Source organism: Shewanella sp. CAL98-MNA-CIBAN-0140 (assembly GCF_040309905.1).
In the GTDB taxonomy this organism is placed as follows: Bacteria; Pseudomonadota; Gammaproteobacteria; order Enterobacterales; family Shewanellaceae; genus Shewanella; species Shewanella psychromarinicola.
The window spans coordinates 67395-81172 of record NZ_JBEOPI010000007.1; the positions used below are offsets into that span (position 1 = coordinate 67395).

The 13778-nt window shown below is 42.8% G+C and carries 15 protein-coding genes; 5 read left to right on the forward strand and 10 right to left on the reverse strand.

The features are described from left to right. Window positions 1–67 precede the first annotated feature (67 nt). Window positions 68–949 (reverse strand): choice-of-anchor H family protein, encoded by an 882-nt coding sequence (locus tag AAEY93_RS05410; RefSeq protein WP_351075326.1) that lies wholly within the window; start codon window positions 947–949, stop codon window positions 68–70. 340 nt (window positions 950–1289) lie between these two features. On the opposite strand from AAEY93_RS05410, the gene AAEY93_RS05415 reads away from it, so the two are divergent. The 4 genes from AAEY93_RS05415 to AAEY93_RS05430 all read left to right on the forward strand — a co-directional run bounded on the left by AAEY93_RS05415 (window position 1290) and on the right by AAEY93_RS05430 (window position 5282). Next, window positions 1290–1643, forward strand: coding sequence for a PepSY domain-containing protein (locus tag AAEY93_RS05415; RefSeq protein ID WP_351075328.1), 354 nt, complete (start codon window positions 1290–1292; stop codon window positions 1641–1643). Between the two features lie 3 nt (window positions 1644–1646). Continuing rightward, window positions 1647–2330: a response regulator transcription factor gene (locus tag AAEY93_RS05420; RefSeq protein WP_124011979.1), complete on the forward strand. Its 684-nt coding sequence runs from the start codon at window positions 1647–1649 to the stop codon at window positions 2328–2330. Next, entirely contained in the window at window positions 2323–3651 is a 1329-nt protein-coding gene (locus AAEY93_RS05425) for an ATP-binding protein (RefSeq protein ID WP_124011980.1), read from the forward strand. The genes AAEY93_RS05420 and AAEY93_RS05425 overlap by 8 nt, the downstream gene beginning before the upstream one ends. 128 nt (window positions 3652–3779) lie before the next feature. Further along, the gene (locus AAEY93_RS05430; protein ID WP_351075331.1) at window positions 3780–5282 is read left to right on the forward strand and encodes a DUF3300 domain-containing protein; all 1503 of its coding nucleotides are present in this window, start codon (window positions 3780–3782) and stop codon (window positions 5280–5282) included. 95 nt (window positions 5283–5377) lie between these two features. Here the strand turns inward: AAEY93_RS05430 and AAEY93_RS05435 are convergent, their stop codons facing one another. From AAEY93_RS05435 to AAEY93_RS05465, 7 genes are all read right to left on the reverse strand, one after another. Continuing rightward, a complete protein-coding gene (locus tag AAEY93_RS05435) occupies window positions 5378–6781 on the reverse strand; it encodes a sensor histidine kinase (protein ID WP_351075333.1) in 1404 nt (467 codons plus the stop codon). Window positions 6782–6841: 60 nt separating this feature from the next. Continuing rightward, window positions 6842–7501 carry a response regulator gene (locus AAEY93_RS05440; RefSeq protein WP_101032389.1) on the reverse strand — a complete coding sequence of 220 codons (660 nt, stop codon included), beginning with the start codon at window positions 7499–7501 and terminating at the stop codon, window positions 6842–6844. Window positions 7502–7517: 16 nt separating this feature from the next. Further along, entirely contained in the window at window positions 7518–8393 is an 876-nt protein-coding gene (locus AAEY93_RS05445) for an FAD:protein FMN transferase (protein WP_351075387.1), read from the reverse strand. Between the two features lie 77 nt (window positions 8394–8470). Further along, window positions 8471–9778, reverse strand: a complete 1308-nt coding sequence (locus AAEY93_RS05450; protein WP_351075336.1) for a DUF3570 domain-containing protein — start codon at window positions 9776–9778, stop codon at window positions 8471–8473. Next, complete coding sequence (locus AAEY93_RS05455; protein WP_164839513.1) at window positions 9769–10008, reverse strand: DUF4266 domain-containing protein; 240 nt, start codon at window positions 10006–10008, stop codon at window positions 9769–9771. Before AAEY93_RS05455 ends, AAEY93_RS05450 begins: the two co-directional genes overlap by 10 nt. Before the next feature lie 4 nt (window positions 10009–10012). Then, window positions 10013–10525, reverse strand: a complete 513-nt coding sequence (locus AAEY93_RS05460; RefSeq protein WP_232772063.1) for a TlpA disulfide reductase family protein — start codon at window positions 10523–10525, stop codon at window positions 10013–10015. A 214-nt stretch (window positions 10526–10739) separates the two neighbouring features. Next, window positions 10740–11306, reverse strand: coding sequence for a cytochrome b/b6 domain-containing protein (locus AAEY93_RS05465; RefSeq protein WP_351075339.1), 567 nt, complete (start codon window positions 11304–11306; stop codon window positions 10740–10742). A gap of 283 nt (window positions 11307–11589) precedes the next feature. On the opposite strand from AAEY93_RS05465, the gene AAEY93_RS05470 reads away from it, so the two are divergent. Then, complete coding sequence (locus tag AAEY93_RS05470; protein ID WP_351075341.1) at window positions 11590–11883, forward strand: hypothetical protein; 294 nt, start codon at window positions 11590–11592, stop codon at window positions 11881–11883. Window positions 11884–11899: 16 nt separating this feature from the next. On the opposite strand, the gene AAEY93_RS05475 is transcribed toward AAEY93_RS05470, so the two are convergent. Beyond that, the gene (locus tag AAEY93_RS05475) at window positions 11900–12109 is read right to left on the reverse strand and encodes a DUF3565 domain-containing protein (protein ID WP_351075343.1); all 210 of its coding nucleotides are present in this window, start codon (window positions 12107–12109) and stop codon (window positions 11900–11902) included. Window positions 12110–12284: 175 nt separating this feature from the next. After that, a complete protein-coding gene (der, locus tag AAEY93_RS05480; RefSeq protein ID WP_101032395.1) occupies window positions 12285–13751 on the reverse strand; it encodes a ribosome biogenesis GTPase Der in 1467 nt (488 codons plus the stop codon). Window positions 13752–13778: the final 27 nt, after the last annotated feature.

The following is a 13778-nucleotide window of genomic DNA, read 5'->3' on the forward strand; positions in this document are numbered from 1 at the left end:
TGATGAAATTAAAAAAAGATGACGTAATAATATAGTTATTATAACTTACATAAGCCTAAACATGACGTTATTTTTTATTAATCAAACGTTGACGCAACCTCGCAAATCCCGCAAGCAAGCCTACACTTAACCAAGATAACGCCCCACCTGAATGTTCAGTTTCGATATACACCTCTTCGACATAAACCAGATCACGATCGCTGCTTTCAAGTGGCAGAGCGTATAGTGCATTGGATTCATCACTGCTGATTGTCGCAACAGGATCGGCATAACCTAATTCATATAAATCGATCAATACATCGTAATGATCAGTTTGATAACCATTGGCCAATGTCGTAAGCACTTCATAATCATCATTGCTAGCGTCTGCATTTAAGGTGAATACATCCGTCGAGTAATAATGGATCCACGGTCCACCATCTTGGCTTAAATATAATTCGGCAAATACATCGGCCTGAATGTCACCCGAGCTGCTATTAATGTCTGCATCAAAAGTCACACTAAATGTTTGATAAAAGCCATCGTAATCGTAGTCATCATATAAGCGAGAATCGGCACCATAGAATGAAAAATCGTAGTAAACAACTTGGTTTTGCAGAGCTAATGCCCGCTGTTGTTGGTTTGCTGCAGTGGCAGCGACTTTTTGATTTTTGGCCATCACCTGTTCACGGGTGACTTTTTTAGTCACATTGTCGGCGCTGCTTAGCAACTTAGCTTGCTTATGCAACGCATCCACCCTAGCCAATTTATCGGCTTCAGATTCGGGTGTTTGGAGATTAATGACTCTTGCCTGACTGTATGTACCCAAAGCTTGTTCAGATAACCGCTCAGCGCCATGTACTGCTGGCGAACTTAACCAAAGCGCACTGGCAACACACAAACTTAGCCCCCATTTCACTTGGGTATTCAGTGTCGATACGTTAGCTGTTTTCGCAGTATTATGTTTCATGTTCATTCCTCACAGTCTTGATATTAAGGCCATTAAAACCTACTCAAAATGAACATAAGCTGAACATAAGCTGATCATAACAACGAGGCTGACTACCTTGAAAACACCGACCGATTAACGCCCCTACCATAAACCGATACAGCTGAGGCTCAGCATAACCTGAAAACCATTCAGTTAATGTTCATCTGCTGGAACGTATACTGCAATGGCAAATTATCCAAAAATTTACGTTTATCTATACTTGTAGAGGCTTTTCTCAATTAGGTTGAGTTAAGTAGATGTTTCTATATCGAAAGGGATCTTTTACACTGGCAACAATGAGGTTATTAGGGATCACAATATGCAGCGTATGCTCAACGTAAATGCCATCATGTTAAGCCTGATGTTAGCGATACTGTCACTGACGTGTTCAGTTTCGTCTTACGCTTCTGTTTTATCTTATTCCACAGGCGTTAACTTCTCCCCCGGCCTCAACAATAGTCGTCAGAACAATAATCAAAATAATAATCTGGTGGTCACTAGCGCCCAAAAAGCCGTACAGATAGCTCAACGTCGCTATTCGGGTAAAGTGTTAAAAGTACAATCAGCTAACGTCAATGGACACCCGGGTTATCGGATTAAATTACTCACCAATGATGGGGTGATTTTTTATGTGTCAGTGGATGCTACTAATGGCGCGGTCACAAGGAACTAACCCATGAGATTATTACTCGTCGAAGACGATTTAGCTTTGCAAGATAACATCAAACGCCATCTTATCGAGGCGCAATATACCGTTGATGTCGCCAGTGATGGTGAAGAAGGTTTATTTCAGGCTCAAGAATATCAATATGATGTGGCGATTATCGACGTAGGCTTACCCAAGCTCGATGGCTTATCATTAATCAGCCTGTTACGTCAGCAAAACATCAGCTACCCGATTATCATTTTAACCGCTCGAGACAGTTGGCAAGATAAAGTGGTTGGTTTAGATGCCGGCGCAGATGATTACTTAAGTAAACCCTTTCAGCTAGAAGAACTTGTCGCCCGTGTTAATGCCTTAATTAGACGTTCGGCAGGTAAAGCCAGCCCAGTAATCCACAACGGGCCATTTAGTATTAATACCCGCAGTTTTGAAATTAAAAAGCACTTGCAAGTGATTAATTTAAGTGGCTCAGAATATAAGTTGTTTGAATATCTGATGTTACATCCGGGATCTGTGCATTCAAAAAGCAGTTTAATCGAACATATTTATGATCAAGATTTTGATTTAGACTCCAACGTGATTGAAGTTTTCATTCGTCGGTTACGTAAAAAACTCGACCCAGATAATCAATACCAATTGATTGAAACCTTGCGTGGTCAAGGCTATCGTCTGCGCCAATTAGACCAAGATGCATAACCTACTGAGTTCGCTTAAAGTTCGCATTGTTGTCAGTGCCTTATTGCTGATTTTGGTGTTGCTGCCCATTATTGGCATTACCCTTAACAATGCCTTTGAGACACAGGTAAATGTTGCCGCCAAAAACCAGTTAAAGGCGTATGTTTACTCTGTTTTAGCCATGGCAGAAGTGGAAGATAATGAGTTACAAATGCCGTCACATTTACTTGAAAATCAGTTCAATGTGATTGGTTCTGGCCTTTATGCGTTGATCACCACCAAAGACAATCAATTACTGTGGACTTCCAATTCATTTCTCGGTCTCAACACACCCATTAACTTGCCTAAACCCGCGACGGGCAGAAGCACGTTCGACTCGATAATGATTAATGATAAACCTCTGTTGATATATAGTTTTAGCGTCAGTTTTGCCACTAGCGAACAGCCCTTTACCATGACGCTGCACATTATAAAAAACAAACAAGAATACCTGCAACAAATCCAAAAGTTCTCCAATACCTTGTGGACTTGGTTACTGATCTTAACCGCCTTATTGGTCATAGTGCAGCTAAGTTGGTTATTGTGGACTCTAAAGCCTTTAGGTCAGTTTAGCCAAGAACTCACTGCAGTAGAACAAGGCACGTCGATGCAGCTGAGCACCCACTACCCTGTGGAACTGCAAAAAGTAGCCAAACAATTAAACACCTTATTACAAACCGAACAAAATCAACGTAAACGCTACCGTAATGCCTTAGCTGATTTAGCCCACAGTTTAAAAACACCTTTAGCGGTCATTCAAACCCAAGCCGATTTAAGCGAAGCATCACTCGAACAAATTAATCGCATCAACCAGATTATTGCCTATCAACTCAGGCGGGCACAAAGTGCCGCTGGTAGCGGTTGGCATATAGGGATCAGTGTTGACAGCATTGCCGTCAGATTAGTCAGAACGTTAAGTAAGATTTACCAACATCGAAATCTTACCATCGAGTATCATCCAAACAAACAAGCCCGTTTTAAAGGCGATGAAGCAGACTTAACCGAAATGCTTGGCAATGTGCTCGACAATGCCTGTAAAGCCGCTAAAACAAGGGTAACACTCACCCTTAAACAGCAAGACAATCAGCTGTGGATGACCATTGAAGATGATGGTGAGGGTATTCCTGAAGAAAAACAGCAACATATTTTTGAGCGTGGGATCCGTGCAGACACTTATGCCCAAGGTCACGGGATCGGACTGGCCATCGTCAGAGATCTTGTCGACAGTTACCATGGCAACTTAACCGTCGGTCAATCAGCGTCATTACAGGGGGCCAAGTTCGAGTTTACCTTTGAACAGTAAAAATCGGCTTTAGGCTGCGCGGTAAATTAACTGCCCACTCGGTGAATTTCAATTATCCGCTTTCAGCTTATGTTCATCTTCAACCCGTTATTATCGAGTTAACAGTCATTAATGACACTGGAGATAACATGAAAAAAGCCATTCACGCACCCGCTCAGGCGCTACTTGCCTTAGTGTTGGTCTTTATGCCATTAACGAGTGTGCAAGCGGCGCAGCCAACCAATACATACACTTACCCCGCCGAAGAGGGTGTGGTCAGTGATGCAGAGTTGGCTCAAATGCTCGCGCCCATTGCGCTATATCCAGACAGCTTATTAACCCACATCTTAATTGCGTCAACCTATCCGTTAGAAATAGTGCAAGCTAAGCGTTGGTCATCAAACCAAGGTGATCGCGACACTAACCAAATCATGACCGACGTAGAGTCGCAAGACTGGGACCCAAGCGTCAAAGCCTTGGTGGCATTTCCAAATGTATTACAACGTTTAAATGATGATTTAGCTTGGACACAAAACATTGGCGATGCCTTTTTACAAGATGAAGGCCGCATGTTAGACACCATTCAATCCCTAAGACAGCAAGCTGATGAAGCCAATAACTTGGCTGACCTTGAGCAAGTGAAAGTCTCGCGGGTTGAGCGCCGGATCATTATTGAATCGGCTCGCCCAGAAATTGTGTATGTGCCTTATTACGATAGCCGTATTGTTTACGGCAACTGGCGCTGGAACCGTTACCCACCCGTTTATTGGCATGCGCCTGCATATGTGAATTATCGCCCTAACCACAGTGCCATTTTTTGGGACAGCGGAGTGCGGATTAGTTTTAACTTCTTTTTTAGTGGCTTTCATTGGCATGACCGCCGCGTGATTGCGGTGCCAGTACGTCCACACTATCGTTACTACACGCCACGTAAAATAACCTACAGCCATGGTGCACAGCATTGGCAACATAAGCCTAAGCATCGCAAAGGCGTCGCCTATCGCAGCCAAGTGATCAGCAAACGTTACAATGGCCATTATGAAAAACGTAACCAGAAAGTAAGTTATTCTCATGAGCCTAAACGTCAGCGAGCCAATGAGCCTCGTCATTACTCAACCAAGGTTAACGATCAGCGTAAACAGGAAAACCATAACAGCAAACAGGACAAGCGCAGCCATAACTCAGCGGTAAGAGGCGTTAACCGTAATGAGCCACTTGAACACAGAAGTACTCAGCTAAAGCGCGAGTTAAGTCAGCAGCGCTCGACGGCACAGGGTAAATCGTTTGATCGCAAAGGAGAGCCAACAAAATCCCACTACAGCCGTCAACGCGACGTGACTCAAACAGCTCGTAAATATAATGCGAAACCCGTGGCTAATGTGACAAATAAACCACGCACTCAAGCATTACAACAAGCTCAACGTAATACCCGAGTTGAAAAAGCGCGTCAGCCACAAGTTAACGCCATGCGCCATCAGCAAAAGCAAGCTAAACAAACACGCAGAAGCGAACCGCAAAACCAGCAAGTTCGCTCAACAACGAGATCGGCGCCTCAACACGCTTCACGCTCGAAGAGTCAGCAACGAGATAATTCATCATCACGCCATGCAAGCCAATCAAGGGACAGTAAACACTCAAGAGAAAGACAGTAGCTCAATAACACACTCGCGAAAAAACAGCATGAGTAGTATCCCCCTCTCATGTTGTTTTTTTTGATTAAAAATCAGTGCGGCAGAGGAGATACAAGCTAAACCTGAGCGTGAGGTAATACAATGCACACCTTTAGTCCATGAGGCTCTACCCGATTAAAGGTTAGCTCACCATGATGCAAGCTGATAATGTGCTGGCAAATAGACAAGCCTAAACCGGCTCCTTGTGAGGCATTTTCATCAACACGATAAAATCGGTTTTTTGCTAAGTTGATTTCTTCATCAGACATACCGCAACCTTGATCCATCACACAAATCATCGTCTGCTGATCATCTTCAGAAACCTTAATGGTAATTAATGATTCTAGAGGGCTGTATTTGCAGGCGTTTTCGATAATGTTTTTCAGTACCAATTCGAGGTAAAATTGATCGGCATTAATGGTCATCTCTGGGGGAATAACGATATGCCATTCGTAATCAGCAATCACGTGTAATAGCTGATTAATCACGTTCTCCATAATATTTTGCAGCTTACAATCGGTTATATTTAACGCCTCAATGGCATCAACACGCGACAACAGCAACAGTTGCTCCACGGTATGGCTTACACGATTAATACCTTCACTCATGGCCTGAATATAAGGCAAAGCTTCTTGTTGCACTGCATCATCGGCCCCCGTTAACACATCACGTAATCCATCACTGTGCAATTTAATAATCGCCAAAGGGGTTTTTAATTCGTGGGCCGCATCTGCGCTAAAACGGCGTTCACGGATCATGGTGTCAGCAATGCGTAATAAGTAGCTGTTTAATGCATATTGCGTTGAAATTAATTCCTTCGGTAATTTGATATCAATGGGGGTGAGATCTTGAACCGCACGATTATCTAAATGGCGCTCTAATAACTTAACCGGTTTAAATAAATAATAGGTTAGCAGCAACATAAAAAACATTATGATGGGGGTAATGATTAATGGCGATCGCCAAGTGTTACTGATGATTAATGATACTAACTCTTGGCGAACATCATCCCGTTGCGCTGTAACTATCCATACTTGATTAGGTTTAGAGAACAGACTGTAAACATGCCATTTATCGCCTTGAATAATTTTGATGGCATAACCTGGGGTAAAGTCTGTCAGTAGCTGTTTACCTGAACTATCAGAATAAGCAAGCAACGCCCCCGTTGCAGACAGTAATTGAAATGAGAGCTTATGTTCATAGGATAATGTTTCAGGGTTAGTTTGATCTGCAAAGGTTTCGATATTGGAATCATCGACATGAAACAAGGTTGGCACTGAGATCAATTGTGCCAGTTGCTCTTCGGTCAGCTGATCCACATAAAACTGTTCCAGCATTTTGGCTGTTTGAACCATTTGCGCGTCAAATAATTCTTCCACTTCATAGATAGAATCTCGCGTGCTTAATAGACTCGAAAATGTGACGGTTAATATAATACCTACCAACATAAGCAAGCTTGATAATAGTCGCAGCGAAAACATAACATCCTTATGATATTGACATAATCTTATTATTTTTAATGGTTTAGCTTAACGTGTAAATTATACAATTTCCATTAAAATGTAACCAATACCGCGCACGGTTTTAATCAATTCAGTGGCCATTTTTTTACGTAGATGATGAATATGGACTTCAATCGAGTTGCTGCCCACCTCATCCCAGCCATACGTTAATTGTTCGAGTTGACTGCGAGTTAACACTCTCCCAGCTGACTGAGCAAACTCTAACAAGAGTTGATATTCACGCCGAGACAATGAAATTAATTGATCACGAAAATGCACGTCACAGCGGGTAAAATCAATCGCTAACGCCCCATAACTGAATTGGTTATGATCTAAACCATGCTGACGACGAATGATCGCTTTGAGCCTGGCAATTAATTCCCTTACATCAAAGGGCTTACTTAAATAATCATCAGCGCCAATGTCTAAACACATCAAGCGTGTGTCAAAATCCGTGTTGGCGGTCAACACAATAATCGGTAATGAGATACCGTTTCTACGCCACTGTTTTAATAAATCAGCACCATTGCCATCGGGCAAACCAAGATCCAAAATAATCGCACTAAAATCTTCATTCTCTAACGCTACCTGCGCCTGCTTATAGGACGGTAAATGATCGACTTGAATACCCTCTTTGGCAAGGCCCATCATTAAGCCTTGCGCTAAAAGCTTATTATCCTCAACTAACAATACCCGCATTGATTATCCTTATTATTTACCGAAACACCTTAAAATCGACACCTTGTTGCTGTAAAAAGTCCTCAGCATCAGGTCCTTTTAACATCGACATCGTGGCTAACATTCCCGCCATGACACAATTGGGCGCCAGCACTGTGACAGATAATGGCGCCTGTTCAACCGGGTAACCATTGTTAGGATTAATAATATGTCCATAACGCTTACCAGCAACCTCAATATAGCGACGGGTATGGCCACTGGTGGCTAATGCACCTTGGCGAATGGTTAATAATGCTGCAGCGTTATCAAGCTTCTGCGGATTTTCAATGCCCACTTGCCAGCCATCATCCTTGCTAATAGGGCAAGCAATATCACCACCAAAATTGACTAGCACCGACGTTTTTGGCCAACGTAGAGCCAATAATTGCGCGGTGCGATCGACCGCATATTCTTTGCCAATACCGCCAAAGTCGACACTCATACCTGCAGGCATAAAAACCGTCGTGTCAGTCAATTCAATATGAGCAAAACCGACATGTTGCAAGGCATCATCGATATCAGTTTGGCTAGGCACACGATGGCTGCCGTCAAAGCGCCATAATGCCATTAATGGGCAAGCACTAATATCAAACGCCGCCTCACTTAATTGAAAACATTGCTGGGCGAACGTTAGTAAATGAAGCGTTTCGGCATCAATCGGTGTCGTTTCACCTTGAGCATGGTTTAACTGCCACACCACATTACCCTCAATAAAACGACTAAATTTATGTTCGATACGCTTTGCCTCATCATAAGCAAGATTTAGCATTTGCCTAGCAATGTGCTCGTCATTAACCGCCATTAACAACTCACACGGACTTGCCATGGCGTTAAATGAACCTAAAAAGCCCCAAGGACGAGGCTGTAAGCTCATCACTGTTGGGGCTTTTGACACTTTAGTTAGTGGTTTAAGCAAGTTAAATCACTCTGTTTATTGATGATACTCTCATCTTAAAACGAATAACTCACTTGGGCTATGATTGCTTTTACCGCAGGGAATAAATCGTAATTTTGCAACTGACCAGGTATCTCTGTGCCATTATTTTCAGGATTTTGCTGGTAATACTCAAGACGATAACTCAATTCATGGCTACCCGATAAACGCTGACCAAACTTAAGCCCAATAGTATAAGCCGTCATATCACTAATACGATAATCAGCACTGGCATACTCAGGTATGGCATCGCCGCTCATCAAAAAGGGTTGATAAAACTCAGCCGCTTGCTGCTGGTAATAACGCAAATGCAATTGCCCGTACATGCTTGGACTAAAATAGTATCGATAATGAGTTTCTAAAGTCTGTGACTGAATATCCCAATCATCCGTACTATAACGATATGAAAAATCGACTACACCAGAATCCAAGGCACCTTTAGTGAGTAAAAACACACTGTGCTTAAGACGTGAGTCAGGACGATTCTCGTAGCGGTAAGCTTGGGTTTTACCGTTGATATCGACTTCACTGAGAATTTTATACGGGTCAGTCATGTAACCTGACACACTGGATAAACCGTAGTTAGCCTGCATCAACCAATTACGATTAATAATCTGTGTCACGCCAAACATGATATCGCTAGTTTGTTTGGTATCATCGCCCGCTAAACGAGTTTGATCAAAGGCAGCTTGATAATCGGCATCGTTGCCATAATCACCACGAAACACCATTTCAGACATTGCCACAGGGCGTCCACCGACAGGATCAACCACATCATTAGTAAATGCACCCGATAACGACAACGTGGTGTTATTTTTATTAAAGCTACGCTCAAGGCCACCGTTAATACCCATCGATAGGTAATCGAACTCTTTGGAGCCATAAACGCCTATATTACCGGTCCAATCTTGATTAATCACTTCTTGCCAATTCGCACTCAGCTGAACACGAGTATCATGAAAAGTATCATCAAGCGGTGTATCACCTGTGGCAACGTTATATTGGCCGTCACCAGAAGGACGAGTAAAGGTTTGGCTTTCGCTTTGTGCAACCGCACCTGAGGCAGATGCGCCGGTCAAACTGTCGACCACAATTTTCATGTCCAATAGCGAACTGTCACCAAACGCTTTTTGCACATTACCAATCGCTTCAGCAGCTTGAACTCTATCTTGCTCACCATAATACATAATGGCGGCGTCGACTTTCCAATCATCATTCACAGCACCAGACTCTGCCGAATCTGCAGCGCTGACCTGTTGGCTCAATAAACTACAACTTGCTAACGCCAATGCACTGGCAATACTTTGCTTAGATGTTAGTTGCATCCACAACCTCCGCCCGCTAATGAACGACCACCACTGGTGCCTTCTTTACTAAAATAAATATGATCATCTAACGCGAGATCGAGCTTTTCGCTGTTTAAGGCCATGTCTGCACGGGCTAATTGATCTTTCTCCCAAGGTTGTACACCTAGGCTCGAACACCCTACCAGGCTACTCACGACAGCGATAACAGCAACTGTCTTGGCTAATTGTTGACACCACGGTTTTGTCATATGATTACTCCTGTAACAACATTTGGATTTCTTGTTCATATGCGGGAATATTTTGTTGATAAAATCCCACGTGGCTTTGCACTAATTCACCTTTGCGATTAAACAAAAAGCTACTTGGCATACCTTGTAATTCAAAGGCGTGCGCAACATCACCCTCTGGATCAAAACGAAGATTAAATTGTGCCGGCAGCTTACTCAAAAACTCATGAGCTAATGCGCTATCAACATCAAGATTAATCGCTACCACCTCTAAACCTTGCTGTTGATATTTAGCCTGCATTGCATTCATCCAAGGAAATGATTTACGGCATGGGCCACACCATGATGCCCAAAAATCGACATAAACCACTTTGCCAGCAAACTCTTGCAAACTAACGCTTGCGCCTTGTTGATTCAATACATTGTGTTCTAATGAGGGAGCCGCTTGAGTTTGGGTGTTAACACCTAACCCTACAGCTAAACTTAACGCTATAAACTTGATTTTACGAAAATGAGAAAATAACCCAATTGACATCATATTTTCACCTAATGAACAGATTGCCCACAACATAAGCTACCAATCTTAAGATTTACTTAAGCAATGGCAACATATCTTATGGGCAGCTTTTGTGGCTTCTTTCTATTAGGTTATGCTTATTGATGGAGAACAGCCATACGTCATAAACTCCGCCTTGATAACATCACTACAAACTACTGCAACATTAATCTTTAACGATCAACAGGCACTAACACTAGCCACCAATCATTTTAGACACTAGGCCTTTATCGTTTCCCGACTCAGCCACTAAAATCCCCGCTAAATGTAAACCAATAAAAGGGACGAAATACCAAAGTGCTAGCTTGTGAATTGTTTCAACCTGATCTTCTATCGCTTCAGGGCCAAACTTGAGCAACAGACCGAGTATCACAGATAGCGCAACACCCGCATAAAACCCCCAATACACCCACGCTTGAAACTTTTGTTTTGTGGTCGCTTGGCGCGAGAAAGGTGATGGATAGTGCAGACCAAATTTAGCCATATAAACAAAACGAGCCAGCAAAAATACGCCCACTGCATAACCAAAGTAAATATGCCATTGGAACATCACTCCGCGAATACTTTTAGCAATGCTCACCGATTGGCTATCCGTAATAATAAGATCTATTTTGGCTAGGCCTTGATGAATAATGGCGGCCATGTGGTTTTTCTCCATCCAGCCAAGCCTCAATAATATGGTTAACAACATGACCATCATGGTCAAGGCAAGTCCCCAATGGAGTAAACGGTGTAGCAGTGGATAAGTTGTTTGTGTTTGCATAAAAAACCTCGATAGGATTGCGATGATGGCGCCATTATCACGCCCGAATCTTAACAATTACTTATGAATAGCATTAATCGAACAGTAATCGAACATTAATCGAACAATAATCTAAAACATGACATTATGGCGCTAAAATAACCTTGAAGTGAGTCACACCCGACATACATTTTTAATCAAAGCCGACAAGTGGCCATATTCCTGCTTGTGGCCTATTTCTGCAAGTACAGGAACCTCATTAGGTAGACTTTATACTGTGTTCCCCCTATGGGCCGTCGAAAATATGAACCAACTAATCTATGTGGTCGACGATACGATATTTATTCAGCATTGGAGGGCTATGGTATTAATGCTCGGATGCAGTTTTTTTATTGCCATGGTCCGTTCAACTTGGATAAAACCACTGTTTTGCATTGCGCTAATTGAAAAGCTGTTTTTTATTAGCCTAGTATTGAGCAATGCCAATCAATCTTTTGTCGATGGCTTTTGGTTATCAATGATAATGGACAGTATTATATGTGCTTACATAGCCGCTTATTTATGGTTTTGCCGAGCCACTGCTGATTTAACGTCTTAAGCTAAGCAAACTTAATTTAGCCGATACTATCTGGCGGTGCCGCGACATCGCATTTTTTGCAACTGAGAACCATACCCAATTTCTGTTGCCGACCGGCAACAGTTGTTACCCACAGGCGAACGGTCCACGGCGGATTATGGCGCACATGTTGAAAATGGCCGCAGTCCAATTCTGCCACCCAATGATGCTCTTTATCCAAATGATAACCGATAATTTTTTGCTGCATATTGGTTAGCCCAATGGTTAATGTATTACATTGCGACACAATGGATTATATTTCTGCTGGCTCAATAAATAGCCCATACCATGTCGATAACACCCACAAAAAAGCCTGAACGAGTCAGGCTTTTTGAGCAATAAATAACTTAACTACATGCTAGATTACTTAACCTTAGCGCGGGTTATTTAGTACGATCGCGAATATGGCTCATTGCACGCTTACGACGACGCTCTTGACCTACGGTTAATTTCACCGTTTTACCTTCAAACGGGTTAGCACCCTCATGGAAACGTAACTGAATGGGCGTACCGACAACTTTTAATGAACGACGGAAGTAATTCATCATATAACGCTTATACGAATCAGGTAGCTTCTTAACTTGGTTACCGTGGATAACAACAATCGGAGGGTTATAACCGCCAGCGTGAGCATATTTCAATTTCACACGGCGACCATTAACCAATGGTGGCTGGTGATCATCTTGAGACATTTGCATAACGCGAGTTAGCATTGAAGTACTCACACGACGTGTCGCACTGTCGTATGCTTCTTCAATTGACTCATATAAATGGCCAACACCGGTGCCATGTAACGCCGAAATAAAGTGGATACGCGCAAAATCGATAAAGCCTAAACGGCGATCAAGTTCACTTTTAACACGGTCTTTGATTTTTTGATCAATACCATCCCACTTGTTTATGGCAATAACCAATGCACGACCTGCGTTTAAGGTAAAGCCTAATAAACCCAGATCTTGCTCTGCAATCCCTTCACGCGCATCGATCACTAACAATACTACGTTAGCATCTTCAACCGCTTTTAAGGTTTTAATCACCGAGAATTTCTCGATAACTTCATTGACTTTACTGCGGCGACGAACACCTGCTGTATCAATTAACACGTACTCTCTACCTTCACGCGACATTGGAATATAAATACTGTCACGGGTGGTTCCGGGTTCGTCATAAACTACGACACGCTCTTCACCTAAAATACGGTTGATCAACGTTGATTTACCTACGTTAGGCTTACCAATAATGGCAAGCTTAATCGGTAAGTTTTGTAGGCGTTCTTGTTCCGCTTCAGCTTCTTCTTCAGTATATTCACGCTCAACTTGTTCGCCTTCTTCGTCTAATTCACGAACAATACCCATAGCTTCAGCATAAGGCGTTAACGCATAGTCGATCATGTTGGTGACACCACGGCCTTGTGCCGCAGCCATTTGATATACTTCGCCTAAACCAAGAGACCAAAACTCACCACAAGCTGAATCAGCATCAATACCATCAACTTTGTTGGCAACAACAAAGGTCACCTTGTCGCGGCTACGTAAATGCTGAGCAATCGCTAAATCAGCAGCGGTAAGACCGGAACGGGCATCGGTCATAAATAATACAACATCGGCTTCTTCGATCGCAGCCAATGACTGTTCAGCCATTTTAGTTTCGATCCCCTCTTCAGTGCCATCAATACCGCCAGTATCAACAACGATAAACTCGTAGCCAGCTAAAAATGCACGGCCGTATTTACGGTCACGTGTTAAGCCAGGGAAATCAGCGACTAACGCATCACGAGTACGAGTAAGACGGTTAAATAATGTCGATTTGCCGACATTCGGTCGCCCAACAAGGGCCACAACAGGGATCATGATTTTGCCTCTAAAAAACTTTTCAAT